This window comes from Ruegeria sp. O11 (assembly GCF_056535285.1).
In genome coordinates, this window is record NZ_JBQERS010000001.1 from 617,831 (window position 1) to 642,930 (window position 25,100).

Consider the following 25,100-nt stretch of genomic DNA (forward strand, 5'->3'; position numbering starts at 1 on the left):
GCTCACCTCCACGTCTTCTTGCGTTTCCAACGGCGGTTCTCCCGCGCGCCTTCTTCCTGAACGCCCAAATAGAAGTTCTGGATGTCTTCGGATTGCAGCAATACATCGGCGGCACCATCCATGACGATCCGCCCGATCTCCATAACATAGCCATGATGGGCAAGTTCCAAGGCGGCATTGGCGTTCTGTTCAACCAGCATCATCGTCATTTTCTGCTCGTCATTGAGGCGCTTGAGGATGCCAAAAATCTCTTGAACAAGCAGCGGCGAAAGGCCCAGCGAGGGCTCGTCCAGCAGCATGATACGGGGGTTGGCCATCAAACCGCGCCCGATTGCCAGCATCTGCTGTTGCCCGCCAGACAAGGTGCCGGCCTCTTGACCCCGGCGTTCTTTCAGAACGGGAAAGTAGGAAAAGACCAGATCGCGATCGTGATCGATCTGACCTTTGTCTGACAGGGTATACGCGCCAAGGCTCAGATTCTCATCGACGGTCAGTAGCGGAAAAACCTCACGTCCTTCAGGCACATGTACGATGCCTTTTTGAACAACCTTGTGAGGTTCGGAGCCTTGTATTTGCTGGCCGTCAAATGTGATCGTGCCTTTTTCGGGGTCCATCACGCCCGAGACGGTTTTCATTAGTGTCGTCTTGCCTGCACCATTCGCGCCAAGGATCGAGACGATCTGCCCTGCATGCACGTCGAGCGAAACGCCGCGAATGGCCATGATCGGGCCATAGAAGCTTTCGATATTGCGGATTCTGAGAATTGGCTCATTCATGAGGTTTTCCCCAGATAAGCCTCGACCACGGCTGGATGCGATTGAACCTCAGCAGGGGTCCCTAGCGCAAGTTTCGCTCCGTCCGCCATCGCCAGCACCCGGTCGGAAACGCCCGAGACCAGTCCCATGTCATGTTCCACCATCAGCACGGTGATCCCCATCTGCCGCCGGATATCATCGATCCACCAGCGCATATCGGTGGTCTCTTCAACCGACAGGCCCGAGGCGGGTTCGTCCAGTAGTAGGAGTTTTGGATCGGTGGCCAGCGCGCGCGCGACCTCTACCACCTTGCGTACACCGTAGGGCAGGCCCGAAATCATCTTGTCGCGGAATGCCTGAAGGTCGAGGAAGTCGATGATCTCTTCTACCTTTTCACGGTTTTCAATCTCTTGTTTGCGCGCAGCGGGCGTAAACAAAATTTCCGAAAACAGGTTGGTTTTGCGGTGCCGGTGGCGCCCGACCAGAAGGTTCTGTAGAACGGTCGCGTGTTCGAACAGTTCAATGTTCTGGAATGTACGTGCCACACCATAGGCCGCTACGGCCGAAGGTTTCACGCGCAGCAAGTCGTGCCCATCGAACCGGATCGCCCCCGCATAAGGATCGTAAAATCGTGAGATCAGATTGAAGACAGTAGATTTTCCAGCCCCGTTCGGACCAACGATTGCAAAAACCTCGCCCTCCTGAACATCAAATGACAAATTATCGACTGCAGTCAGACCGCCGAATTTCAGGGTGACGCTTTCAAACTCCAGCAAGCTCATCTCAGACGCTCCGTCTTGAGATACGATTTTTGCCGTTTGAACATGTCCTTGCGGTAGAAGGGGAACAGCTCGAACCAAGTGCGGATTTTCAGCCATCGGCCATAGAGGCCCATTGGTTCAAACAGGATGAAGGCGATCAAGATCATGCCGAATACGCCGAACTCCAAGCCCGGAATGGCAACGGTGTTGCCGCCAAATAAGGCTGCTACATATTCTTTCGAGATCGATAGGAACTGCGGCAGGAAACCGATCACGATTGCACCCAGAAACGCGCCATGGATAGAACCCAATCCGCCGATCACGATCATCATCAGCAATTGGATCGAAATGACGACACTGAAAGTCTCGTTATTGAACGCTCCCGCAAACATTCCCATCAGTGCGCCTGCCAGCCCGGTGACCGCACAGGAGAGGGCAAATGAGATCGATTTGGTGCGCGCGATATCCACGCCCATCGCCTGCGCTGAGACCTCCGAGTCTCGTACGGCGATGAAGCTGCGACCCAAGGGCGCGCGCAATAGGTTGATATAGCCCAGTGTCACGACAACCGCGACGGCCAGCACCAGCCAGAAGAACGGGGCCGGGGTGGCCCAACGATCAACCAGATGACCAAAGATTTCCACACCACCCAAATATTTGCCCGCGACACCTCCGGTGATGGGCTCGGCCAGAACGATGATATCGTCCATGAGGACGGACAAGGCTAGAGTGAAGATCGCGAGATAGATGCCGTGCAAGCGCAGGGCAGGGATGGCAACCGTTGCACCAACGATACCGGTCAACAAGCCCGCCACAGGGAAAGCCAGTAGAAAAGGTACGCCCGCTTCTATGAGCACAACATTTGCATAGCATCCGACGGCCAGAAAGGCGGCGTGGCCGAGGCTGGCTTGTCCAGTATGACCTGTCAGGATCATCAGGCCGAGCCCGGCTATTGCCCAGATCAGCACATTGGTCAGTTCACCCAGATAGAAATCATCCAGCCACCAGGGCGCAGCGGTAACGATCGCCAAAAGGATAAGATAGAGGCTAAGCTGATAGCCATCCTTCCAAGGGCGAATGTCCTGCATATAGCTTGTTTTGAAAACAACCCGCATAGCGCTCAGACCTTCTTGACCCGCACCTGGCTGAACAGCCCGTGCGGTCGAAAGATCAGCACCGCCAGCAAGAGCGCATATGGTGCGATCTGGCTGTATCCGGCGGCGACATAACGGCTGGCAAAAGGTTCGATCACTCCGACAATCAGCCCTCCGGCCAATGCACCCGGAAGGCTGCCGAACCCTCCGATCACTGCGGCCGCAAAGGCTTTGATTCCCAGCAATCCGGTCGTGGGATCAACCGAGCTTTTGGCGGCGAATAATATTCCGGCGATTCCGGCAACGACTCCTGCCAAGGCCCAGATAAACCCCTGAACGCGCTTGACCGGGATGCCCATGTAATAGGCCGCCAACTGGTTCTGAGACGCACCTTGCATGGCAAGCCCCAACTTGGTCTTGCTGAAAAACACATAAAGGCCCCAGGTGAGTAGGATAGTGACGACGATAACGGCCACATCTTCCATGCCTAGAACCAGTCCACCAAACCGGATTTCCTTCCCGGCCAGAGGATTCTGCAGCGTTTGTGGCTCGTGCCCCCAGATCAGACCGGCGGCAAACCGGATCACAAAGCCCAAAGCGATGGTCAGGATCACGACCGCGGTTTGGCTTTCGCCAAACAGGCGACGGATGATCAGCCGATCAATCAGATATCCCAACGCCCCCATAATCATCAGTGAGATTGGCAATGCCAGCCAGAAGGGCAGACCCATATATTCAGTATTCGTAAGGCCGATAGTGACAAACGCACCCAGCATCATGAAATCGCCCTGCGCGAAATTCACCGCCTCGGTCGCTTTGTAAATCAGAACAAAGCCCAGAGCGATCAGGCCGTAAACGCAGCCATTCGCCAGCCCGCTGATCAGCAGCTGTGCGTTATCCAATCTCACCCTCCCTCAGCCGGTTATGTCCGGCGCTTTGTTCTACTATGGCGTGATAATCACCTTGCCGTCACTCTTTTTTAGAGCGTCTGCCAGATTTGGCAGCACTTCTCGCAACGAAAGCCTTGCGGTAACATCTGTGTGCCAGCGTCCGTCCGCAAATCGTGCCTGTACTTCGCCGACAACGCGCATTTGATCAGCCGGGGGCGTGTCCATCATCCAGCGGGTCAACCAAAACCCTTCGATCCGTTTGCTCATAAAGATCAACTGTCCCATCTGGGTCAGCTTTGGCAATTCAGAGCTGAGCTTGCCGTAACACACCCAGCGTGCGCCATTGGGCATGGCACAAAACACTTGCTCGGACAGTTGGTCTGCAACGGCATCAAGGAACACACGAGGTTTTAGGTTTTTGCTGATAGTCGCGAACTGCGTGGCTGCATCAGCGCCACCAGTTACCACCACCTCTGCAGCGCCGAGGGCCTTTAGCGGGTCAACCGTCTCAGCTCGTCGCACCAATGCGATTGGTTTCAACCCAAGGTCCCGCCCAAGGCTGCACATCAATTTTCCGAGTTGGCTGGTCGCAGCGGATACCACAAAGGCCTCACCTGCATTCTTCGCGATATCCACCATCGCCATAGCTGTCAGAGGGTTAACAATCTGCGCAGCACCGTCTTCGTCTGAGATATCGGGCCGCAAAGGGATGCACATCTGAGATTGCGTGACGACATATTCGGCCCATGCACCTGAGCCTGCTGCAACAAACGCCACCCGCTGATCCTGCAGGGCTTCAGCGCCGGCTCCTGTGGCGACAACGTCCCCGCATCCTTCGAAACCTGCAGCAGCACCTTTGACCCGAGGCTGACCGTATTCGCCTTTGATAAAATGGATATCAGATGGGTTAACCGAGGCAGTTCGCAATCTGATCAACACCTGACCCGGCCCGGGAACGGGCAAGGGCAGATTAGCTTCGGCCAACCAATCCGATGCCTTTTCCAAAGTGGGTCCGGTGGCAGTACCGGAATAGCCGTCATGTGTTTGAACAATGGCAATCATGGAGTCGGGCAGAGCGGTCATTTTACAATCCTTTTGGAAAGGAAGTTCAACACAATGTGGAAACTACTTCAACGTAACACTCTGACAAACATCTAAAATTGTATTTCCCAGTGTTGCAGAACTAAGCGTTCTTGGGTTTGCTGCATTACTTTGCACGATCGCAACACTAAGGAATCAAAGTACCCAAGCTTAGCTGAACCAGCCCCAACCGGGCTGGTTCAAAGAGCCGTACTACTGCGTCAGCAAGTTGCGCAGGTCTTGTATTTTGGCGACGATCAGCTCGGGCGATGCTTTAATTTCGTCGAGAATCGTAAGAGCTTTGGATTTAACATCCTCAGTTAGAGTGCTGTCCTGGATCGATGTGACCATGGCGTCATAGTCAAAATTCTGTGCAGTCAGCATCCCCTGTTGAACCCAGGAATTAAACAGCTCTTGCCCCTGCGCCGTGAGCGCAGCAACTTGCTCTCCGGCGTCGGAAGCTGCATCGCTGGCTTGTTCTGCGACAGATGACGCCGCTTCACTTGCCTGATCTGCAACCGAAGACGCTTGCTCGGTCGCCGCTTCAACCGCATCGCTCGCAGCCTCTTGAATGGCTGTGGCTGCCTCGCCAACAGCGTCGGATGCGTCCTCGGCAGCCGATTGAAGCTGTTCGGCCGGTGTTGGTTCAGGTTTTGTGGCGAAATAGTATGCCCCTCCGCCAATGATGGCGATGGCAACAATTAACAATAGACGCGACATAGGGGGTCTCCTTCAAATAATGTGTCGCCGACATGGGTTGAATTTACCCTAGCGCCAAGGGGAAAACCCGTGAATCTGCAGCACATTCCGGGTTTGAGCTACACTGTGCTGATAGGCATGGTATCCGGTGGCAACATCATGCCGTATTCGGTCGATTGATCAGATAAAAACATGTTTCGGAAGTTTGTGGTGGAAACTCAAGCGTCCAACTAGGCTCAGGACTCATAGCCAATAAATAACGAGCGCGGCGAGCGCGATTGCGGACAGAAAGACCTTCGGGCATCTGTCGCATCTTGTTGCAACTCGCCGCCAGTCCTTCAGCCTGCCGAACATGATCTCGATCCGGTTACGTCGTTTGTATCGTCGCTTGTCGTATCGAACTGCCGTCTTGCGTGGCTTTCGACCGGGGATACAGCCGCGTATCCCTTTGTCTTTCAATGCTTCTTTGAACCAATCAGCGTCATAGCCTCGATCACCCAGCAGCCAATCGACCTTTGGTAGACTGGAAACGAGAGCTCAAGCGCCGATGTAATCAACTGACCTGACCGGCGGTTATGAAGAAGTTCAACGGTCATCCAGTGCTGTCACAGATCGCGTGAAGCTAGGTGTTCATCCCGCCCCTTGTCCGCCCGATCAGACGGCTACGTCCCCTTTTTTCACCGCAAGGCTCGACGCCGTGCGATGGGCTTTGAGATAGGTTGCGTCGATCATGACTGTATTCTTTTCACCTTGATCTGCGGCCAAACCAATCAACATCTCAGCAAAGATACCCTTATCGCTCCATCGCTTCCAACGATTGTACAATGTCTTGTGCGGCCCGTATTCTTTGGGTGCGTCGCGCCACCTTAACCCATTGCGATTGATGAAGATAATCCCGCTCAGCACACGCTTATCGTCAACACGGGGCTTGCCATGGGACTTCGGAAAGAAAGGTGCAAGCCGCGCCATCTGCGCGTCGCTCAACCAGAATAGACCACATATGTTCACCGCTCGTTTTTCGACCCGTGAATCACGCAACCAAACGGAATTCAATGGCTCCTGAGCCTAACAATTTCAGTTGGCGAAATAATCTGTCCAAGTAGGTTAATATACTGACATCGGGCTTGTCGTTCCTCTAACGACACATTCGAGTTCGCAACAGATTTTAAAAGGCTCTGGATGTTCTGAGGTAATGTAGTCGGTGAACCTCTCGCCAGCGAGTTTGCCGATGTTTTCTGCCGGGATGCGAATGGTTGTGAGGCCCGGCTCAACATCCGCTGATCCTTTGAAATCTCCGATGCCGATGATCGACAGGTCATCGGGGACCTTCAATCCAAGACTTTGGGCTGCAAACAATGCGCCTTGCGCAATGACGTCATTGCCGCAAAGCAGAGCCGTAGGACGAGAGTGCTTCGTCAAGAGGGTCAGGGCTGCTTGCTTAGCTTGCGACACACTATATGGGGCTTCAGACTCATGTTCACTCGGAACGGAAATACCCATTTCGTTAAGCGCTGTATGCACGGCAGATATCCGATGTTGGGCGCGGTCATTACCATTGGTTTGGGGAAATATCAGCCCAATGTCACGGTGCCCCAAGCCCAGTAGATGTTCCGTCGCAAGACGCCCGGCCAGCCGATTGTCGGCCCCCACACACGGAAGGATGGATTCTTCCGAAAAATTCCATAGAGCGAGCGCGGGTATTTTCTGCTGTTCGATCAGTCGGGCGGTGGCGTCAGAATGTTCCAATCCAACCAGCGCTACTCCGTCGACACGATGTTCAAGAAATTTTCGGACCATCGCGTATTCCCGATCGAGGTCATATCCATGCGACGCCAGCAACAGGCTGAATCCGGCATTGTCGATTGAGTCCGAGAAGGCCTGAATCACTTCGGCAAAAATGGCGTGGTTGATCGTGGGGACGACCAGGCCGATGGTGCCGGAACGTTTGCCATGCATCGTCTGCGCCGCACGGTTTCGGATATACCCCAACTTTTTCACCGCCCGATTGATCTTTTTCCGAGTCGCGGGGTTGACCAAATTCGGGTGATTGAACGTGCGCGACACTGTTGACGGTGACACTTTTGCGGCCTTTGCGACCGCTACAATATCCACCTTACCCTTTTGAAAGTTAGACATAATATTCTCTCACTTGATCGAATTTATGAAAACATTTGCAATACTATTTTCATCGCCTACCCTGATTTGTCAACAAAAGTAAAAGTGTGAACCGATGGGTTGGGAGGCCCTGAATGGACTTCATTTATTACTTCGGAGACGTATTCACGCCGCTGTCCTTTATGCTGCTGTTGGGCGGCACGATTGGGGGGCTTATCCTGGGCGCGACGCCGGGCTTGTCGCCAACAATGGCAGTCGCACTATTGATCCCTTTCACCTTTCAGCTGGAGGCTGCGCAGGGCCTGATCCTGCTGGGTGCCGCCTACACTTCAACAGTCGCAGGTGGTGCAGTCAGCGCCATCTTGCTCAAGATTCCCGGTGCGCCAGCAAATATCGCAACGACCTTGGACGGGCATACCATGGCCAAACAGGGTCAGGGTGCGCGGGCGCTGCAATTGTCGTTTCTAGCCTCGGCCGTGGGCGGTATTTTTGGCGTGCTTTTACTGATCTTTCTGACCCCGGTGTTGGCGAAGTGGGCTTTGGCTTTCGGGCCGTCACATCTGTTCTGGCTGGCTATTTTGGGCGTAACAGTAATCGGGACGCTGGATTCCGCCTCGGTGGTCAAAGGTCTGCTCTCAGGCTGTATCGGGTTGTGGCTGGCCACAATTGGCTTTGACGATATCATGGGTGCGCAGCGCTTCATCTTTCACCCTGCGTTGGGCGGCGGCATCAATATCATCGCTGCGCTGATTGGCCTGTTCGCGATACCGCAGGTGCTGACAATGTTCGCCAAGGGTCGCCACAACACCGGTGCTGAAGTCATCGAGGTGCAACGGCATTCTATCCTCGAAGCCTTCCGCGAACTCTTTAGCCGCACACGCGCGTTGAGCATCGGAACGATGACCGGCTCGATCATCGGCCTGATCCCCGGCGTCGGAGGGCAGATCGCCGGGCTCGTCGCTTATGACCAGACCAAAAAGTTCTCGTCTGAAAAAGACAAGTTCGGCACAGGACATTCCGAAGGCGTAATCGCCGCAGAGTCTGCCAATAACGCGATGGTGGGCCCGTCTCTGGTGCCGCTGCTGACCCTGTCGATCCCAGGTAGCCCAACGGCTGCTGTTTTGCTGGGCGGATTGCTGATCCATGGGATTTTCCCAGGTTCGGATCTGTTTGACAACCATCCCGACGTGGCTTGGACTTTCATTAACTCGATGCTGATCGGGCAGGTCTTGATGTGCATCTTTGGCCTCTATGTCGCCGGTCTCGCAGCGCGTGTAGCCCAAGTCCCGCAATCGGTTATGGCAGCCATCGTTCTGGCACTGTCTGTATTCGGGGCCTATTCGGTGCAGGGGTCGATGGGCGATGTTTATGTCATGGCCTGTCTTGGCATCGGCATGTTCTTTCTGGAACGTTTCGGATTCTCTGCCGCACCGCTGGTGCTGGGTCTGATCCTTGGCCCCATCGCCGAAGCCAACTTTATTCAAGGCGGGATGATCGCCGACGCGACCGTCGGCAAGGCTTCGTATTTCCTGACCGGTGGACTGAACCTGTTGCTGATTGCAGTGGTGCTGGCCTCAATCGCTTACTCAGTCTGGATGGAACTGCGCCACCGTCGCTACACCACGAAAGAGGAGGCGCAGGCATGAACCGCTCGCAACACGTATTCGGGTCGGGTCTGGTCTTTGCCGTGGGTCTATGGGTGACCTGGGTCAGCTATACCCAGCAACCGGCCGAGGCATTCCTATTCCCGCGTCTTATCGCATCAGTTTTCGTGGTTCTGGCCGGATGGACATTTGGCAAAGCGGTAATGGGCTTGTCCAAGGTCGGGAATGGCGTAACACGCACGATGTTCCTGAACATGTTGCCGGGTTTGATCATTACACTGATCTACGTGTTCTGGGCGGCCAAGTCGTTGGGCTTCTACACAGCGACGGCCATCGCATTTTTCGTTCTGCTGTCGATTTATGATCCAGCCCCACATTCCGAAACCAAAACCTGGGTTAAGCGCGGCGTCATCACGGCAGTCTTTTTGGCGGTGATGTACGGGCTCTTCGCCATGCTTCTGAACGTCTACACACCAAGAGAGATTCTGTTCTAACCGCGCAGGGCGCGGGGAACTAAATTAGGGAGGAAACGCAAATGAGACGAATGATTGCAGGGGCCGCATTGGCCTTCATGAGCCTGACAGGAGCCGCAGTGGCAGAGGAGTACCCCGAACGGCCGATCATGATGATGGTCAGTTACGGCGCGGGAGGCGCGACCGACTTTCAGGCGCGCATTGTCACCATGACATCCGGTAATGAAGACGCGCTTGGAATGCCCATTGCCATTATCAACAAACCCGGGGCAGGTGGCCGTGTGGGCTGGAACTGGTTTGCCACCCAGGCTGATCCGGATGGCTACACTCTGGCAGCCTACAACGTCCCCCATTTTATCGCTCAGTCGATCAAAGGCGGGGTGGAATATTCGACCGACAGCTTTGAACCCATCGCGAACTGGGGCGCTGATCCGGCTGTATTTGTCGTTGGCGCGGACAGTGAGTTTAACTCGATGGAGGATGTTGTCGCCTTTGCCAAGGAAAACCCAGGCAAGCTGACCGTTTCCGGCGCGGGTCTTTTTGTGGGTCACCACATTGCAGCCTTGCAGATCGACAAGGCAGCGGGAACCAAGATGGCCTACATCCCGACCAAAGGTGGCGGGGCCGCGGCCATGAAAGCCGTGATCGCCGGTGAAGTGTTGGGTGGTATCAACAACCTGTCGGATGCGTTCCGCGCGCAGGAAGCGGGCAACGTCAAAATTCTGGGTGTTGCTGACCTCGAGCGTAACGCATTCCTGCCCGACGTGCCGACGATGATGGAACAGGGATTGGACGTCGACAACTCGTCGGTCAATTTCCGAGGCGTGATGGTGCCCAAAGGCACTCCACCCGAGGTTATCGAGAAACTCTCGGCAACAGTGCCCGAGATGTTTGCCAATTCCCGCGTTGCCAAAAAGATGGAGGCCGGCGGTTCACCTATGCACATCATGACACGTGATGAAGTGATCGAGATGTGGGCTCAGCGTCAGCAGACACTGAACGAGTTGCTTGCCGGCCTCTAAGCCGGACGGACGCAGCGGGGCGGAGCTGGTCCGCCCCGAACAATATATCGAGGACCAAGATGAACGCTCAGGACGGGATTTCGCCGGAAATAGCCGAAGTAGATCGTATCGTAGCTCAAGCGCGCAAGGCGCAGAGGGATTTCGAAGCTGGTGGAAGTCAGTCGCTATACGACAAAGCGGCACTGGCAGCGGGATGGGCCATAATGGAACCAACGCGCAATCGGACGCTGGCGGAAACTGCGGTTGAAACCACCGGTCTGGGCAACGTGTCGGACAAGATCACCAAGAACCATCGGAAGACACTCGGCCTGCTGCGCGATATTGCCGACGTGAAAACCCACGGCGTCATCAGTGACGACCCGAAAACAGGTATTACCGAAATTGCGCGTCCAATCGGCGTGATCGGCGCGGTTGTACCCTCGACCAACCCTGCCGCAACGCCCGCGAACAACATCATCAATGCTCTCAAAGGCGGTAATTCTATCGTGGTGGCTCCGTCGCCAAAAGGCGTCGCGTCCTGCGAAATGTTGGTTGACTACATCCATTCCGAATTCCACAAGCTGGGGCTGGATCGCGATCTGGTTCAGATGATCCCCGCGCCCGGATCCAAGGCCAAGACACAACGGTTGATGGAAACTGTTGATCGCGTGATTTGCACTGGCAGCCAGAACAATGTCCACCGCGCGCAATCCTGTGGAACGCCAGCCGTGGCGGTTGGCGCCGGCAATGTGACCGTGATTGTGGACGAGACCGCTGATTTGCAGGCAGCGGCAGCTAAAATCACGGCTTCAAAATGTTTCGACAACGCGACGTCCTGCTCTTCTGAAAACGCACTGGTCGTGGTGGACGCAGTCTATGACGCGTTCGTGGCTGCAATGGCTGCCGAGGGCGGTGCCTTGGTGCCGTCCTCTAAGGCAAGTGACATCGTGGCGCGACTTTGGCCCGATGGCCATCTCAACCGATCGGCTATAGCGCAGGACGCCGACAAAATGCTCGAAGCCTTGGGGATGGCGGGCAAAGTACCTGAGGGGACTAGATATCTGGCGGTGGAGACTGATGGAATCGGCCCGGATCATCCTTTGTCAGGCGAAAAGCTCAGTCGGGTCCTAGCTCTCTATCATGCTGCAGATTTTGAGGCGGCCAAGGCCATAGCGTCGAGCATTTTGGTGCATCAGGGGGCCGGGCATTCGGTTGGCATACATACTGGCGACGACGAGCGTGCGATTGGATTGGGTAATGATTTGCCAACCTGTCGGGTCATCGTAAATCAGCCGCACACCTTTGCCACTGGCGGCAGTTTCACCAATGGAATGCCTTTTTCCCTTTCGATGGGCTGCGGTAGCTGGGGCGGCAATTCAATCGACACCAACCTGCATTGGCGGCATTTCGTGCAGACCACCAAGATCGTTCGAGAAACATCCCCGCGTGAACCCGAGCTGGAAGAGATCTTCGGTGACTACTGGTCGGAGGCCGGACAATGATGGAACCGCCCAAGGGAACTGTTCGCGAATGGTTAGACTACAGGGCAAGCCAGGGAGGAACCGGTTTTGTTTTCCCGGATGGGGCACCGGAGCTGAGTTGGAGTGAGTTGCGCGAAACGGCCCACCGCATCGCAGTTATGTTAACCGGCATGGGTGTGGAGAAAGGAGAAAGCGTGGCGATCCTGTACCCTAACTGCCGTGAAGCGCTAGAGATCCTTTTCGGCGTCCTGTATGGCGGGTTCCGGGCGACGATGATTAACCTTGTCGCTGGTGACAGCGCCGTGGCCTATGCGCTGGAACACAGCGGCGCGCGTTATGGCTTCGTCCATCCCGGACAGATGGATTTGTTCGCGCGCACGGCCAATCCTGATGAGGTCACCGCGATGCGGGTTGAAGATGCCCAGAGTTCCGATGGCAACTTGCATGACCTCTCATCCGGCGACCACGCGCTTTTGATGTACACATCCGGCACGACCGGGCGTCCAAAGGGCGTGGTCCACACGCATTCCAGCCTGCTCGCCGGAGGCTGGACAACCACCGTGGCGCATGATTTGACCGAAGCCGACCGTGGGTTCTGCGTTCTGCCGATCTATCACATCAACGGTCTTTGTGTGACGGTCATGGGAACACTGGTCTCGGGCGGATCGCTGGCCATGTGCGATCGGTTTTCGGCCAGTCGATTCTGGGGCAATGTTGGAAAGTCCCAAGCGACATGGTTCTCTGTGGTTCCAACCATCATTTCCCACCTGCTGCACTCGGATACCTGCCCGGACACCCAAACGCGCCAGAATGTGCGTTTCGGTCGTTCTGCGTCGTCAGCGTTGGCTCCGGATGTGCAGCGCGCCTTTGAGGACCGGTTCAAAATCCCCATCGTGGAAACTATGGGTCTCACGGAAACAGCAGCGCAAATTCTGTCCAACCCATTGCCTCCAGCCGTTCGCAAGATCGGCTCTCCCGGCATCCCATACGGGAACGAGGCGGCAATCGTTGATGCCGACCTGCGACCTGTTCCACACGGATCAGAGGGCGAACTGGTTATTCGCGGACCAAATGTAATGCTGGAGTACCTCAACGACCAAGACGCAACCAGGGGCACGTTTACGTCTGACGGATGGTTGCGAACCGGTGATCTCGCCCGCATGGATAAGGATGGTTACGTTTTTGTGACTGGCCGGCTTAAGGAGCTGATCATCAAGGGTGGCGAAAACATTGCACCGCGCGAGATTGACGAAGCACTTTATTCGCATCCCGATGTTGTTGAAGCCGCCGCATTTGCGCGTCCCTGCAAAAGCTATGGCGAAACCGTCGAGGCAGCGGTCAAAATTCGTGAAGGGTCCCAGGTGACGTCGCTGGGCCTTTCGAAACTTTGTGAAGCTCAATTGGGTCGTTTTAAGTCCCCCGACGAAGTTCATATCTTGCCGGAACTTCCAAAAGGGCCGTCGGGAAAGATTCAAAGAAACAGAATACTCGAGATCGTTGGCGAGAAGGCCAACGACTTGAAGAAATAAACATCTGTGATGCTGTGTGTTTGAAAATCCAATGTTCGCACTTCATATGCTGCGCAGCGGCACCGTCAGAGTCGCTTAGGGTCTTATTTGAGCTTGGCTACCGTCAATCGAGGTGCTGAAATGCTGCGCGCCACACCAAAGGCGGCTTTGGACGACTGCACCGCGGCATCATATTTGGAACGTTGAAGTCCACTTTGGGCCGCCAACAGTTTTTGCAGAAACCCGCAACGATCTCCTTATTCGTGCGTTCGTAGCTTCGTTGGATCGTAGATGGGGTAGTTTGCGATCTTTGCTTTTGTGTTTAGACCCTCGCCTGCGACGGAGAGCGTCGTTCCAACAGCCAGTTCTGGAACAACATGCGCAAGTGCAAGGGACTTTTCCATCCGGTGTGAGTAGCAGGGACTGTTGATCACGCCGACGGATTTGCCATCCAACAAAAGCGTTTCACCGCCAACAACCATGTTGGTGTGGTCAATTTCCAGGCAAACATTGCTTATTTTTTCGGCCCCCTTTGCTGCCGAGACGGCAGCTTTTCCGCGATAGTCGGCCTTGTTTGTGCTTACGGTAAAGCCTAAGCCAACCTCCCATGGGGTGTTTTCCTCGGTCATGTCATAGCCGTAAAACAGCAGCCCGGCTTCGATACGCACCTTGTCCAAAGCGGTAAAGGAACAGGGCATGACACCCTGTTGCGCGAGCTTGTCCCAGATATCCGTAATCACTGCCCCATCTGCAAAAATCTCGTAACCGCGTTCGCCGGAATAGCCTGTGCGTGAGATGCGGCACGGATAACCAAAAAGCGTCGCCAGTGCGTGTTCGAAATAGTCCAACTCTGCCAAGTCGATATCTGTGTGGGCGTTCAGGATCTCCAAGGAGGCAGGGCCCTGCACCGAAAGGTCATGCAGATCGTCAGTAAAGTCGATCTGAACGTCACGCCCTGCCGCCGACGCTTTCAGCAGCGCCATGGTGTCGCCGGAGCCGTGCACGATCATCCATTCATTGCCACCATTGTTCGACACGATCGCATCGTCAGCGATCCCGCCTCCATCGGTCAGAACACAGAGGTAGGCAGCCTTACCCGGTCCAACTTTGGTCAGATCGCGCGTGGTCAGATGGTCCAGTACCGCTTGGGCTTCGGGGCCGCGCACGAACACTTTCTTCAGGGGAGACATGTCGAACATACCAGCCCGTTCACGGACCGCATCGTGCTCATCATTGGGATCGGAGTTATAGGTCCAAGCCGTACCCATGCCGTTCCAGTCCTCCAACCCAGAGCCAAGCGCGGTATGGCGCGATGCAAGGGCGGATGTGCGGCTAAGCTCTTCGGTCATGGGGCTTCCTTTCTAGTACCATTCGTCCGGCATGCTTGCCTTGCGTTCAGACACGAAGTCATCAAGCGCGGCTTTTGTACCGGGGTTCATTTCGGGCTGTTGATAGTCGTCCAGCATTTGGCGCCACCGCGCCGTGGCGCGTTGGTCTGACGTGAGCGCGCCGTTCTCCGTCCAGGTCTCGAAAGGGCCGGCATCCGGGATTTGCGGTTCAAAATTCGCCGATTTGTAGTGACGCAGCGTGTGGCTGGTGGAGAGGAAATTCTCACCCGGTCCGGTTTCGAGATAGGCATCTCGACCGAAAGCCTCGTCGTCGACGTAAAAACCCTGCAAAAGTTTCAGCATCGCGCCGCAGTGATCTACGTCCATGATGAACTTCTCGTAGGACATGACCAACCCACCTTCGAGCCAGCCCGCCGCATGCCAGACCTGATGTGCGCCGGATAGAAGTGTGGACCACATGGCCCCCGTACTGTCCTGCATCGCTTGCCCGTCCGGGGCGCTGGACGCGGTGATTTGTCCGCCGCCCGAGCGCACCGGGACACCAAGTCTGCGCCCCAGTTGCGACAACGCCATGGTGACCATGTTCGCCTCTGCCGATCCGAAGGTCAGAGCGCCTGTGCGGAGATTCATGCTGGAGTGAAAGGACCCCATGACAACCGGGCAACCGGGCCGGACAAGCTGCGCCAAGGCGATGCCGACCATTGCTTCAGCCAGTGTCTGCGCGGCAACGGCTGCGGGCGAAAGTGGCCCCATGGCACCTGCAAAGATCGCCGGAGAGATACACACACATTGGTTTGCTTCAGCATAGATGCGCAGCGCGGACGACATGGTGTCATCGAAAACCAGTGGAGAGTTGACGTTGATATTGGCCTGCATCACGGCGTTGTATTCCATAACGTCGCCCCCAAAGACCAATCGCGCCATGTCGATGCTGTCCTGTGCGCGGTCTGGCGCGGTGACAGACCCCATGAAGGGTTTGGTGGACAGGGTGAGGTGCGCCAGCAACATGTCCAGATGCCGCTTGTTCACGGGTATGTCTGTCGGCTCAACTACGGTTCCACCGGAATGATGCAGGGCTGGGGAGCTGTATGCGAGTTTGATAAAGTTGCGGAAGTCTTCGAGCGTCGCGTACCGACGACCATTGGTCAGATCGCTGACAAAGGGTGACCCGTATCCCGGCATCAGAACAATATTGTCGCCGCCGAGGGTAACGGTTCTGGTCGGGTCCCGACCGTGCAGTTTGAACTCGGACGGTGCTGTAGCGCAAAGGTCGCGTGCATGCCCCGGGTCAAACCGAACGCGTTCACCTTCGACGTGGGCACCTGACGTGGCAAACATCTCTAACGCTGCTTGGTCGCCTCGAAAATCGATCCCGATCTTGCCCAGAATCCAGTCCGACTGTTCTTCGATCCGCGTCAAAGCCGCATCGCTCAGCAACGCGTATGCAGGTATCTTTCGCTTCGCAAACGGAGCGCTGGCCGCAAGTGTGCCTCGACACGACGACCGACTGCGACGGGATCGGCTGCGGCGCTCTGCTGGTTGCGGTGTATCCGTTGTTGCGTTCAAGGAACCCAAACGCGTTACTCCTGCTCTTCAGTATCGGATTTAGAATGGCCAATGGTGCGTGATTGGAAATCGAAATTTTCTGGTCTCAGCGTTCAAATTTCTTATACAACGAGGGTATGCCCCGTCACTTTCATCATCATGACCTTCTGCGGCTGTTTGCCGAGATTGCCCGCTATTCCAGTTTCTCGGATGCTGCCACGGCCCTGAACATGACCAAAGGCGCGATCAGCTATCAGATAAAGACGCTTGAGACTGACTTGGGAATGGCCTTGTTTCGGCGCACGACGCGCGGCGTCACGCTTACGAATGAAGGGCTAAAGCTGCTGGTGACTTGCCAATCCAGGTATGAAGAAATTGAATCCGGTATTTTGGCATTGAAGGGGAAAATCTCACGGTCTCTGACGGTTGGCGTGTCCACCTATTTCGCGGCGCGCTGGCTTTCTCCTCGCCTGATGACGTTCATGCAACGCCACCCGGATGTGCAGTTGCGCATTCAGCCGATGATCGAATTCTCTGATCACGAGATGCAGGATGTTGATCTGGCGATCAGATGGGGAAACGGTAAGTTCAGTCACGGCAATGTAACCCGCTTCATGCCGATGTCGCCCTATCCCGTTGGGAATGCCTCAGCGGCCCGAATGGTTGCAGAATCGGGAATAGATGCCTCCATATCACAACTCATCTTGCTCAGAGATCGTGATGACAGCAACGCTTGGTCCAATTGGCTGGCCGCGGCACATCTGCCCCAGCAATCGCGGCAGGATGTATTGATCGTTCCTGACCCCAATGTCCGGGTGCAAGCCGTCATCGACGGGCAGGGCATCGCCTTGATGGATGACCTCGTGTCGGCTGATTTGGAGGCGCAACGGCTGTTCCGGTTGTCCGATATTGAACTGCCCGACTACGGATACTTTCTTATTCAGCCACATAACACCGTTGCGACGGAGGCCGTGGCCGCCTTCTCGGAATGGGTGACCAACCAATCCTGACCACGTTTGGCTTGAACATCATCGGCTTGAAATTTATACGCCGTATAAATTAAGGCTTACGGAGGCACCGATATGACAACTGGGCACATCATGATGGCCATGAGCCTCGATGGTTTTGTTGCAAGACCCGACCACGCGCTTGACTGGCTGAACAAGCAAGCGACGCATAACGAAGATCACGGCTTTGCAAAGTTTCAGGGCCGGATGGATGTGATCGTCATGGGGTCGGGATCGTTTCGCACGGTTGTGGGATTCGGGGAGTGGCCATACTCCATCCCCTGCATCGTGATGAGCCGCACTATGACTGTCGAAGACGTTCCCATGGAGCTGCGCAGCAGGGTTGAGGTTTCAACGCTTGAGCCGAATGTCCTATTCGCCTCTTTGCAGAAGCGCGGATTGCAACGGGCCTATGTCGATGGTGGCGCGGTTATTCGATCGTTTATCGAGGCGGGTCTTATCGAAGACATGAAGATTACCATCGTCCCAATCCTTCTTGGTGATGGCATCCGGATTTTTGGTTCCAACGACAGGGACATTGATCTGGAACTGGTGTCCTCAACACCTTTCCCTTCGGGGCTGGTGGACCTTGAATACAAGGTGAAACGGTGACCAAGGTCGTTTCAGTCGGACGGCCGGTAAAGTCGTCGCAAAAGCTCTCAAAGCAACTGATCCTCAGAACGGCGCTGCCGATCGTTCAGAAAGGCGGCGTTGAAGGGCTGTCATTTCGTGTGTTGGCTGAACAACTGGGCGTCACCCCGATGGCAGTCACGTATCACGCAGGTAGCAAGAAGCAGCTTTTGAGCGATCTGGTTGAGCTTGCATTCGAGGGTGTCCTGGATGACATTGAAGGCGACCCTCCGATCAAACGGGCCCGCAGCATACTGGCGACCTACTACGGGTATGCGTTGAAGAACGCTAAACTTCTGCGCGCGATCCTCAACGACGTGACACTCATGAGCGAGGATCTTGTCCGTGTCGCGGTAGAATTGAAGACCAGCACGGACCAGCTGAAGAATAGCGATGGCGGAGATGTCCTTGTTCACCTTCTGATCGACTATGCGCATGGCTTTGTGCTCTCCGCATCCAGCGGAGAAAACAATCCGCTCACAATCGACGACTTTCTGCGCGGTGTTGACTGGATTCTGAATCAAGCAGCCGGAATGAACGAGGCGATCTAAGATGAAGAACATCTGTGCGGTGCGCCAGAACACCTTTGAAGACGTAGACATCAGTATCTACGCAATAAGATCTCGGTACTTGCGGGTGTTCCAGGTTCGGGAAATTATTCGCTGGTTGAATTCACTGTGGGGGATGTTCTGCACCGGAGGCGAATGTCTAGAAAGCAGAATACCACCACAGCATCTCAGCTTGCTGTTGGATGTCACCTTAGGACCGTTTTCGGTACTTGCGAGCGTGGGCATAGTGCGGAATTTGTCGCGTTTCCGCGAGGCACATTCCTGAACACAGATCAAACATTCGATAAAGTTAGGACATTGATTGATCTACAGTCAGAGCGTGAGAATTCGGCAAGAAACCAATTTTAGTTCCGATCAATCCTTGAATTTTGCATCCACAATCGCAGCGAGAACAAATCGCGTTGCTGGATCAATTTCGTCGCCTTGGAGAAGGCTTTCGAATTGATGGTTTAATGCCTTTGAATGCCAGTTTTGCATGGTCGTTGCGATGCGGGCAGCCAAAGACGCGTTATTAGTCATGGCCTCCGAATACAAACCAATGATGTATGGTCTATATTCCGGATGAACGGTGCCGCCATCAGCCAATGCCCGAACAAGTTCCTTGATGCTTGCATGTTGCACATGGAATTGCCCGAGTGCCTCTCCGATTGCGCGGATTGCTTTCATGCCATCGACTTCGATCCCGGCAAGTGCCCATTCATACACATTTGATCTTTTTGATCGTAAAACCTCCGCAAAGTTGGACCTAACAACCGCAGCGGCCTTTTCGTCAGTCTGCAGGCCCAGTAGCCGGATGGAAACCGGTATGTAACTGACGCGATCAATTCTGCCGAATTCTTCCAAAAGCTGGCTTGTCTGAACAGAGGTTTTTAGGGGGTGCACGAGTTGATACGGTGCCCGATGTATCTCGATCAATGCGACGTTACGCAAGACCGGGTCTGGGTGTGACAGGTAGTTGGCCAAAAAGGCTATTCGTTCCTGTTTAACGGATTTTGTGGAAGGCCAGAACGCTGCGGCCTCTCGCAAGCGATTCACAAATTCGGCTCTTTCAGGCGTCATCAGAAAAATTCGCGTCCAACGCCGGGAAATAGCGCGGCCAGCGCTATCCCGGTCAATAGAGCCGTAAGTGAATAGCACAGTCTTGTCGGGATCGGATTGCAGCGCGCGCCTTGTCACGCTGTCGATCAGGAACGGGATCTCAGGTAGTCTACCAATTTTCCGATCACTTTCTTTCCACACTTGAATTGGTGCGAACTTGAAAGGATTGTCTGGTTGAGGTCTCGCGAGGACGATGAAATCTGCCGAAAGAATATGGTCCGCAACAGAAGCTTCCGGTAGTTCGATGCAAACCGAACATGCGTGCAGCGACCGGGGCCAAGCCACGACACAGAAAATCAGATAGAGAATGGCCATCAACAGCGGAAGATGTGGCATCCAATTGATTTGCTTCTCCGCACTCGACATAAGAAACCGTTCTACCCCCAAAATCCCTCAACACGTTCAACCAGCCAAAACTGAGCCTATCAGATAAATGGTCGCCGTGTTTAGAAATTGCCGTTTCTCTGCTTTGATCCGTTCGAATGCCGGAGAAAGCTTCGTGATCAACTCGCCAGTGAAAGGATCCCGGCAACAGACATGATTTGACCGATTTCTACACCAAGGTTGAACCCCAAACGAGCAACAAATTTGTCTCCCTCTGGTAACCCGATTTCATTCAGAGCACTGGCAGAACCCAGGCCGTGTAGAAGGCCATAAGAAAATGAGACAATCCACGGCCATCTCTCTGACATACGCAAGTGCTCGCTATCGCATTTTTGCAATTTCAACTACAAGAATGACGATTGACAAAACGATGACAGCTTCCATCGGCGGGGAAGGGACATGGATCAAATTCAATTAAGCCAAGGCCAGCGTAATACTATTCGCGAAGGTAAAGGCGGTGATAGCACCAAGTATGGTCCGTTTCACCCCGCGCTCTGCTAGTTCGCGCAGCGCTACATTTTATACTTGTAGCGAATGGCGATAACGGGGGCTACCACAGCAGAATAAGAGCACCACACTGAATGCCTCTTATGGGCCGGGAATAGATCGTGGAATACGAGACAGGGTTCTATGCTTCAGGAGTTCCGAGGCTGCTACGAGCCCATCCCAGTCTTTGTATTTTTGTGCGGCGCGGACTTATGCAGACATGTTTGCTTAAACTCTAAAACTATTTTGAGATATCTGGTTACTGACCCAGTTGTTGTCTAACGGATAGTACACCAATAGCGAGTGACGCTTCGCGCCGCTGACAAAGGCATGTACTAGTCTTAGCAAAGTGGCGGAGAGACAGGGATTCGAACCCTGGGTGGGCTTGCACCCACAACGGTTTTCGAGACCGCCCCGTTCGACCACTCCGGCACCTCTCCGCGGGGGTCTGTGAAGGGGGGATTTAGTGGTGAACGGGCAGGGGCGCAAGTGGAAAATTCCGGAATTTAATGATCCTTGGATTTTCCATTGCCTGAGACAAGAAAACTCCTAGGCTGATGGGTATGACCTACCATCTACGCCAGTTTACCATCAGTGTTATAATTCTGCTTCTTTCGCTAGGTGCCATGACGGTGCAGTCCCTTGCCGCCAGCCGAGACCAGATTGAGGCATTTCTGACCACAACAGGGTTTGACGTTGCGTTGGAAAGTATCGCGCATGCGTCTGCCTCGGCCCCGCAAATGCTGGGAATTGACCCCGACGGTTTCGGTTCAGATTGGACGCGACTGACTGAAGAAGTATTCGATACAGAACTCATGTACGATACCGCTGTTTCAATCCTTGAGCAGACGCTCAGCGACGAGGCGTTGGACCATGCTGTGACATTTTATGCATCCGCGCTGGGGCAAAGACTTGTCGTTGCCGAAAACGCAGCTCATTCGGATGAAGATGACGATGCCAAGCAGCTTGCTGGGCAGGAAATTGTGTCCGAGCTCATCAAAAATGGATCTTCCCGCGTCGAAAGCCTGAAACGAATGAACCGAGCGGTAGATGCAAGCGGCACTTCCTTACGTGCACTGCAGGAGATTCAGGTTCGGTTTTTGATGGCGGCCAGTGCGTCTGGCATTATCGACTTGCAACTCAATGGGGATGAGCTGCGTGAAATGATGCGCCGCAACGAAGGCGATATGCGTCGATCGCTGCAACTGTCTGCATTGGCCGGTGCGGCTTACACCTACCAGGAATTCTCGGATGATGATGTCGACGCCTATGTCGAGGCTCTGGAACAGCCTTTGATGCAAGAGGTGTATGAGCTGTTGAACGCAATCCAATACGAGATCATGGCAATGCGATTCGAGGTCTTGGCGGCCCGCATGGCCGAGCTTCGTCCAGCGCAGGATATCTGATGCGCGTTCTCGCTGCCGCGATCTTGTTGGTCGTATGGGCAGTGCCCTTGGCAGCCAATCAGCAGGCTGAACGGTTGATGCGGGCCATGCATTTGTCGGATTTCCTGGAAATTCTAAGCGAAGAGGGCTTGGCCCAAGGGCTCTCGATTGACGAGTCGATGCTGGGCGGAGCGGGAGGGTCCTATTTTCAGGCTCAGGTTGCTGAATTGTATGATCCTTCATCCATGTACGAACGCCTTTCGCAATCGGTTGGGCGCATAATGACCAATGCACAATTGGAACAGTCTTCGATCTTTTTCGAAAGCGATCTTGGGCAGAGCATTGTTTCTCTTGAAAATTCAGCTCGGAAGGCTCTGGCGGATGATACGATCGATCAGATGGCGCGAACGGCCTATTTTGAGAGTGATCGTGAAGACATGTTTTTTCGTCTGGTGGACGAGTACGTGCAGGTTAACGACTTAATCGAACAGAATGTCCGGGGAACCATAAGTGCAGACTTCAGTTTCTTCCGTGGGCTCGCCTCGGAGCAGAACGGGTCATTGGATGAGGCATCCGTGTTGGATGAATTGCTGTCCCAACATGAGCAGACCAAGGCAGAAACGACGGAATGGATGTACTCATTTCTTCTTTTAGCCTATCGGCCTTTGAGTGAAACGCAATTGCGCGAGAACATTGCCTTTTCGCGCACGGATGCCGGACGCGCCCTAAACGCGGCTTTGTTCAAGAGTTTTGACGAGATGCTCAACAGCATCTCATACCAGCTTGGCCAGGCCGTTGCGCAGGCAATGAGCGCCTCAGATCTTTGATCCCGGTTTTGGGTTGACTTTAGCGGGCAATGCTTGGATAAGCGCGCATCCCGGCCGGTTTTCCGCGCCGGGTATCGTTATTCTTTGACCCGATAGCAACGCGCTAAGGGTCATCCACTCTGCCCGAAAAGGGCGCGCTGTTCGAGGTGGCGAAAGCCAGAAACACCCAACCGGGGACCACAGAACGCGGTTAGACAAAGGAAAGACGCATGTTTGCGGTCCTCAAGACTGGCGGCAAGCAGTACAAGGTTCAGGCGGGTGATATCCTCCGCGTTGAAAAGCTGGCTGCCGACGCAGGTGAAAAAGTTCAATTCAACGATGTTCTGATGCTGGGCGGTGACGCTCCGGTTGTTGGTGCACCTTTCGTTGAAGGCGCAGGCGTACAGGCCGAAGTGATCGAACAGATCAAAGGTGACAAGGTCATCAAGTTCGTCAAGCGCCGTCGTAAGCACAGCTCAAAGCGTACCGTTGGCCACCGTCAGAAGCTGACTCTGGTCAAGATCACCGACATCCTGTCGTCGGGCGCTGACAAGTCGGGCATCAAAGCTGCAACCGGATCTGCTCCGGATGGCGAAGCGGCACCTGCTGCAAAGCCTGCCAAGAAAGCAGAAGCCAAGGCAGAGGCACCCGCCGCTGCTGCTGCTGACGATCTGACCAAGCTGAACGGTGTCGGCCCTGCCGCTGCCAAAAAGCTGGTTGAGGCCGGTATCGAGAGCTTTGCCGCTCTGGCCGCCTTGTCGGATGAGCAGATTGCTGCTATCGACACCATCAAAGTGAAACCCGAATGGGTTGAGCAAGCCAAAGAGCTGGCTCAAGGCTAAGGAGAGAGAGAATGGCACATAAAAAAGCTGGCGGTTCCTCCCGTAACGGTCGCGACTCAGCAGGTCGCCGCCTTGGCGTGAAACTGTATGGTGGCCAGGCCGCCATCGCAGGCAACATCATCGTACGTCAGCGCGGCACCAAGTTCTGGCCGGGCGAAGGCGTAGGTATGGGCAAAGATCACACAATCTTTGCAACTGTCGATGGCGCCGTGAAGTTCCATAAGGGACTTAAAAACCGCACCTTTATTTCGGTCCTGCCAGTGGCGGAGGCCGCAGAGTAAGCCGAAACCCAGAAGGTTTAAGAAAAATTCATGGGGGACCGGCACAAAGTGCCGGTCCCTTTTTCGTTTTAACGCAGTCGTGATCACCAGAGCCGATGACAGTCGCAACCACCAGTTTCCTGATTTTTGCCGCCTCGCAGGTTGGCACACCGGGACCAGCCAACATGGTCCTGCTGGGAACAGGTGCGCGCTATGGGTTTCGGTCGGCGCTGCCGTTTGTAGGCGGGGTCATTCTGGGCAAGCAGTTGATCATCTGGCCGGTTGGTTTCGGACTGATGCAGGTGGCCGATCAGGCGCCGCTGGTGTTTGAGGCGCTCAAATATGCTTCGGCTGCCTATATTTGCTGGCTTGCGTGGAAAATCGCCAATCTGCGGCTTTCTCGCGGTCAAACGGATAAGCAAGTGCCCGGATTTCTGGCGGGGTTAATTGTACACCCGCTTAATCCTAAGGCCTGGGCGATGATTATTGCGGGCTTCACTGGATTTGTGGCCGCAGGGACACCGAGTTTTGAGGCGACCCTCACGATCGCTCTCTGTTTGTTGATCTGCCAGATCGTGTTGCACCCGATTTGGACATTTGCAGGAGATCGGATCGCCCATGCGGTTGAAGGTCGGCCTGCTGAAAAATATCTGATGTGGACGTTAGCCAGTTTGACAGTAGCGTCCGTACTTTTTGTGTTGTTCGGAGGAGGAACGCACTCATGAAACTTGAGGCAATAATAAATCAGCCGGTCATTGAAACCGAGCGGTTCGACCTGCGCCCCCTGCGCCGGTCGGATATGGGACTAATTGAGCACTACGCCGGCGATGAACGTGTCGCGCGCATGACCACGCGGATCGCCCATCCGCTGCCGCCCGGAGCTGTCGAGGCGTTCGTAACGCGCGCCATGTCGGACGAGCGGGACGAGGACGTTTGGGCGATGGATGCGACCAAAGATGGCGGGCCCGAGCTGATTGGCTTGATTTCGCTTGAAAAGCTGGATCGCAATCAATCCGAAATCGGCTATTGGGTCGCGCCGGTTTATTGGAACACAGGCATTGCATCTTTGGCTGTTGAAACGCTGGTCAAAGCCAATCCGCTGGAAAATGCAACAATGTTTGCCAGCGTGTTTCAGGACAATCCGGCCTCAGCGCGGGTGCTGACTCATTGCGGGTTCCAGTATCTTGGCGATGCGGAAACATATTCAGTGGCGCGCGATGCGAATGTGCCCACCTGGACGTATACAAAGAAACTCTGACTTGTGGCCGATGGGGCCTT

25 protein-coding genes, 1 tRNA gene and 1 pseudogene are annotated in these 25,100 nt (G+C 54.8%); 14 read left to right on the forward strand and 13 right to left on the reverse strand.

Annotated features, from left to right (window positions below):
• Positions 1-2 precede the first annotated feature (2 nt).
• From ACRZ91_RS03080 to ACRZ91_RS03115, 8 genes and pseudogenes are all read right to left on the reverse strand, one after another.
• Positions 3-776, reverse strand: a complete 774-nt coding sequence (locus ACRZ91_RS03080; RefSeq protein WP_480902524.1) for an ABC transporter ATP-binding protein — start codon at positions 774-776, stop codon at positions 3-5.
• Positions 773-1,537 carry an ABC transporter ATP-binding protein gene (locus tag ACRZ91_RS03085; protein ID WP_480902525.1) on the reverse strand — a complete coding sequence of 255 codons (765 nt, stop codon included), beginning with the start codon at positions 1,535-1,537 and terminating at the stop codon, positions 773-775. Before ACRZ91_RS03085 ends, ACRZ91_RS03080 begins: the two co-directional genes overlap by 4 nt.
• Positions 1,534-2,631, reverse strand: coding sequence for a branched-chain amino acid ABC transporter permease (locus ACRZ91_RS03090; protein WP_480902527.1), 1,098 nt, complete (start codon positions 2,629-2,631; stop codon positions 1,534-1,536). Before ACRZ91_RS03090 ends, ACRZ91_RS03085 begins: the two co-directional genes overlap by 4 nt.
• Before the next feature lie 5 nt (positions 2,632-2,636).
• A complete protein-coding gene (locus tag ACRZ91_RS03095; RefSeq protein ID WP_480902528.1) occupies positions 2,637-3,512 on the reverse strand; it encodes a branched-chain amino acid ABC transporter permease in 876 nt (291 codons plus the stop codon).
• A 42-nt stretch (positions 3,513-3,554) separates the two neighbouring features.
• Positions 3,555-4,583: an alcohol dehydrogenase catalytic domain-containing protein gene (locus ACRZ91_RS03100; RefSeq protein WP_480902531.1), complete on the reverse strand. Its 1,029-nt coding sequence runs from the start codon at positions 4,581-4,583 to the stop codon at positions 3,555-3,557.
• Positions 4,584-4,793: 210 nt separating this feature from the next.
• A complete protein-coding gene (locus ACRZ91_RS03105) occupies positions 4,794-5,300 on the reverse strand; it encodes a hypothetical protein (RefSeq protein WP_480902533.1) in 507 nt (168 codons plus the stop codon).
• Between the two features lie 222 nt (positions 5,301-5,522).
• Positions 5,523-6,281 (reverse strand): annotated as a pseudogene (locus ACRZ91_RS03110) (IS5 family transposase).
• A gap of 102 nt (positions 6,282-6,383) precedes the next feature.
• Positions 6,384-7,415, reverse strand: a complete 1,032-nt coding sequence (locus tag ACRZ91_RS03115; RefSeq protein ID WP_480902536.1) for a LacI family DNA-binding transcriptional regulator — start codon at positions 7,413-7,415, stop codon at positions 6,384-6,386.
• Between the two features lie 113 nt (positions 7,416-7,528).
• Here ACRZ91_RS03115 and ACRZ91_RS03120 point away from each other — a divergent pair, with 113 nt between their 5' ends.
• From ACRZ91_RS03120 to ACRZ91_RS03140, 5 genes are read left to right on the forward strand one after another with little or no spacing between them, the layout of a single operon-like run.
• Positions 7,529-9,040: a tripartite tricarboxylate transporter permease gene (locus ACRZ91_RS03120; RefSeq protein WP_480902538.1), complete on the forward strand. Its 1,512-nt coding sequence runs from the start codon at positions 7,529-7,531 to the stop codon at positions 9,038-9,040.
• Positions 9,037-9,492: a tripartite tricarboxylate transporter TctB family protein gene (locus tag ACRZ91_RS03125; protein WP_170470138.1), complete on the forward strand. Its 456-nt coding sequence runs from the start codon at positions 9,037-9,039 to the stop codon at positions 9,490-9,492. The genes ACRZ91_RS03120 and ACRZ91_RS03125 overlap by 4 nt, the downstream gene beginning before the upstream one ends.
• 41 nt (positions 9,493-9,533) lie before the next feature.
• Positions 9,534-10,493 (forward strand): Bug family tripartite tricarboxylate transporter substrate binding protein, encoded by a 960-nt coding sequence (locus tag ACRZ91_RS03130; protein WP_170539621.1) that lies wholly within the window; start codon positions 9,534-9,536, stop codon positions 10,491-10,493.
• Positions 10,494-10,552: 59 nt separating this feature from the next.
• Positions 10,553-11,974, forward strand: coding sequence for an acylating sulfoacetaldehyde dehydrogenase (gene sauS / locus ACRZ91_RS03135; RefSeq protein ID WP_480902542.1), 1,422 nt, complete (start codon positions 10,553-10,555; stop codon positions 11,972-11,974).
• Positions 11,971-13,482 (forward strand): class I adenylate-forming enzyme family protein, encoded by a 1,512-nt coding sequence (locus ACRZ91_RS03140; protein WP_480902544.1) that lies wholly within the window; start codon positions 11,971-11,973, stop codon positions 13,480-13,482. The genes sauS and ACRZ91_RS03140 overlap by 4 nt, the downstream gene beginning before the upstream one ends.
• Before the next feature lie 236 nt (positions 13,483-13,718).
• Here ACRZ91_RS03140 and ACRZ91_RS03145 read toward each other — a convergent pair whose 3' ends face one another.
• Both ACRZ91_RS03145 and ACRZ91_RS03150 read right to left on the reverse strand, forming a co-directional pair.
• Complete coding sequence (locus ACRZ91_RS03145) at positions 13,719-14,810, reverse strand: aminomethyl transferase family protein (RefSeq protein ID WP_480902547.1); 1,092 nt, start codon at positions 14,808-14,810, stop codon at positions 13,719-13,721.
• A 12-nt stretch (positions 14,811-14,822) separates the two neighbouring features.
• Positions 14,823-16,385 carry a trimethylamine methyltransferase family protein gene (locus ACRZ91_RS03150; RefSeq protein ID WP_480902549.1) on the reverse strand — a complete coding sequence of 521 codons (1,563 nt, stop codon included), beginning with the start codon at positions 16,383-16,385 and terminating at the stop codon, positions 14,823-14,825.
• 107 nt (positions 16,386-16,492) lie between these two features.
• Here ACRZ91_RS03150 and ACRZ91_RS03155 point away from each other — a divergent pair, with 107 nt between their 5' ends.
• The 3 genes from ACRZ91_RS03155 to ACRZ91_RS03165 all read left to right on the forward strand — a co-directional run bounded on the left by ACRZ91_RS03155 (position 16,493) and on the right by ACRZ91_RS03165 (position 18,543).
• A complete protein-coding gene (locus tag ACRZ91_RS03155) occupies positions 16,493-17,365 on the forward strand; it encodes a LysR substrate-binding domain-containing protein (RefSeq protein WP_480902551.1) in 873 nt (290 codons plus the stop codon).
• Positions 17,366-17,437: 72 nt separating this feature from the next.
• Complete coding sequence (locus ACRZ91_RS03160; protein ID WP_480902553.1) at positions 17,438-17,974, forward strand: dihydrofolate reductase family protein; 537 nt, start codon at positions 17,438-17,440, stop codon at positions 17,972-17,974.
• The gene (locus ACRZ91_RS03165; protein WP_170539636.1) at positions 17,971-18,543 is read left to right on the forward strand and encodes a TetR/AcrR family transcriptional regulator; all 573 of its coding nucleotides are present in this window, start codon (positions 17,971-17,973) and stop codon (positions 18,541-18,543) included. Before ACRZ91_RS03160 ends, ACRZ91_RS03165 begins: the two co-directional genes overlap by 4 nt.
• A gap of 372 nt (positions 18,544-18,915) precedes the next feature.
• Here the strand turns inward: ACRZ91_RS03165 and ACRZ91_RS03170 are convergent, their stop codons facing one another.
• The 3 genes from ACRZ91_RS03170 to ACRZ91_RS03180 form a co-directional block, all read right to left on the reverse strand.
• Positions 18,916-19,995, reverse strand: a complete 1,080-nt coding sequence (locus ACRZ91_RS03170; RefSeq protein ID WP_480902556.1) for a hypothetical protein — start codon at positions 19,993-19,995, stop codon at positions 18,916-18,918.
• 167 nt (positions 19,996-20,162) lie between these two features.
• On the reverse strand, positions 20,163-20,351 hold the full coding sequence (locus ACRZ91_RS03175; RefSeq protein WP_480902558.1) for a HupE/UreJ family protein: 189 nt from the start codon (positions 20,349-20,351) through the stop codon (positions 20,163-20,165).
• A gap of 528 nt (positions 20,352-20,879) precedes the next feature.
• A tRNA-Ser gene (locus ACRZ91_RS03180) sits at positions 20,880-20,969 on the reverse strand.
• 123 nt (positions 20,970-21,092) lie between these two features.
• Here ACRZ91_RS03180 and ACRZ91_RS03185 point away from each other — a divergent pair.
• The 6 genes from ACRZ91_RS03185 (at position 21,093) to ACRZ91_RS03210 (ending at position 25,080) form a co-directional block, all read left to right on the forward strand.
• Positions 21,093-21,935 (forward strand): DUF2059 domain-containing protein, encoded by an 843-nt coding sequence (locus ACRZ91_RS03185; protein WP_480872414.1) that lies wholly within the window; start codon positions 21,093-21,095, stop codon positions 21,933-21,935.
• Entirely contained in the window at positions 21,935-22,741 is an 807-nt protein-coding gene (locus ACRZ91_RS03190) for a DUF2059 domain-containing protein (RefSeq protein WP_480902560.1), read from the forward strand. The genes ACRZ91_RS03185 and ACRZ91_RS03190 overlap by 1 nt, the downstream gene beginning before the upstream one ends.
• Positions 22,742-22,950: 209 nt before the next feature.
• Positions 22,951-23,562, forward strand: a complete 612-nt coding sequence (locus ACRZ91_RS03195) for a 50S ribosomal protein L21 (RefSeq protein ID WP_480902562.1) — start codon at positions 22,951-22,953, stop codon at positions 23,560-23,562.
• 11 nt (positions 23,563-23,573) lie between these two features.
• Entirely contained in the window at positions 23,574-23,843 is a 270-nt protein-coding gene (rpmA, locus tag ACRZ91_RS03200) for a 50S ribosomal protein L27 (protein ID WP_010440093.1), read from the forward strand.
• Positions 23,844-23,938: 95 nt separating this feature from the next.
• Complete coding sequence (locus tag ACRZ91_RS03205; protein ID WP_010440095.1) at positions 23,939-24,547, forward strand: LysE family translocator; 609 nt, start codon at positions 23,939-23,941, stop codon at positions 24,545-24,547.
• Positions 24,544-25,080, forward strand: a complete 537-nt coding sequence (locus tag ACRZ91_RS03210; protein WP_010440096.1) for a GNAT family N-acetyltransferase — start codon at positions 24,544-24,546, stop codon at positions 25,078-25,080. The genes ACRZ91_RS03205 and ACRZ91_RS03210 overlap by 4 nt, the downstream gene beginning before the upstream one ends.
• Positions 25,081-25,100: the final 20 nt, after the last annotated feature.

Coding starts and splice junctions, on each gene's coding strand:
- ACRZ91_RS03155 (WP_480902551.1), top strand. CDS start 16,493: ATGCCCCGTCACTTTCATCATCATGACCTTCTGCGGCTGTTTGCCGAG.
- rpmA (WP_010440093.1), top strand. CDS start 23,574: ATGGCACATAAAAAAGCTGGCGGTTCCTCCCGTAACGGTCGCGACTCA.
- ACRZ91_RS03105 (WP_480902533.1), bottom strand. CDS start 5,300: ATGTCGCGTCTATTGTTAATTGTTGCCATCGCCATCATTGGCGGAGGG.
- ACRZ91_RS03190 (WP_480902560.1), top strand. CDS start 21,935: ATGCGCGTTCTCGCTGCCGCGATCTTGTTGGTCGTATGGGCAGTGCCC.
- ACRZ91_RS03195 (WP_480902562.1), top strand. CDS start 22,951: ATGTTTGCGGTCCTCAAGACTGGCGGCAAGCAGTACAAGGTTCAGGCG.
- ACRZ91_RS03085 (WP_480902525.1), bottom strand. CDS start 1,537: ATGAGCTTGCTGGAGTTTGAAAGCGTCACCCTGAAATTCGGCGGTCTG.
- ACRZ91_RS03120 (WP_480902538.1), top strand. CDS start 7,529: ATGGACTTCATTTATTACTTCGGAGACGTATTCACGCCGCTGTCCTTT.
- ACRZ91_RS03160 (WP_480902553.1), top strand. CDS start 17,438: ATGACAACTGGGCACATCATGATGGCCATGAGCCTCGATGGTTTTGTT.
- ACRZ91_RS03130 (WP_170539621.1), top strand. CDS start 9,534: ATGAGACGAATGATTGCAGGGGCCGCATTGGCCTTCATGAGCCTGACA.
- ACRZ91_RS03205 (WP_010440095.1), top strand. CDS start 23,939: ATGACAGTCGCAACCACCAGTTTCCTGATTTTTGCCGCCTCGCAGGTT.
- ACRZ91_RS03210 (WP_010440096.1), top strand. CDS start 24,544: ATGAAACTTGAGGCAATAATAAATCAGCCGGTCATTGAAACCGAGCGG.
- ACRZ91_RS03100 (WP_480902531.1), bottom strand. CDS start 4,583: ATGACCGCTCTGCCCGACTCCATGATTGCCATTGTTCAAACACATGAC.
- ACRZ91_RS03115 (WP_480902536.1), bottom strand. CDS start 7,415: ATGTCTAACTTTCAAAAGGGTAAGGTGGATATTGTAGCGGTCGCAAAG.
- ACRZ91_RS03080 (WP_480902524.1), bottom strand. CDS start 776: ATGAATGAGCCAATTCTCAGAATCCGCAATATCGAAAGCTTCTATGGC.
- ACRZ91_RS03170 (WP_480902556.1), bottom strand. CDS start 19,995: ATGCCACATCTTCCGCTGTTGATGGCCATTCTCTATCTGATTTTCTGT.
- ACRZ91_RS03140 (WP_480902544.1), top strand. CDS start 11,971: ATGATGGAACCGCCCAAGGGAACTGTTCGCGAATGGTTAGACTACAGG.
- ACRZ91_RS03090 (WP_480902527.1), bottom strand. CDS start 2,631: ATGCGGGTTGTTTTCAAAACAAGCTATATGCAGGACATTCGCCCTTGG.
- ACRZ91_RS03125 (WP_170470138.1), top strand. CDS start 9,037: ATGAACCGCTCGCAACACGTATTCGGGTCGGGTCTGGTCTTTGCCGTG.
- ACRZ91_RS03145 (WP_480902547.1), bottom strand. CDS start 14,810: ATGACCGAAGAGCTTAGCCGCACATCCGCCCTTGCATCGCGCCATACC.
- ACRZ91_RS03175 (WP_480902558.1), bottom strand. CDS start 20,351: ATGTCAGAGAGATGGCCGTGGATTGTCTCATTTTCTTATGGCCTTCTA.
- sauS (WP_480902542.1), top strand. CDS start 10,553: ATGAACGCTCAGGACGGGATTTCGCCGGAAATAGCCGAAGTAGATCGT.
- ACRZ91_RS03185 (WP_480872414.1), top strand. CDS start 21,093: ATGACCTACCATCTACGCCAGTTTACCATCAGTGTTATAATTCTGCTT.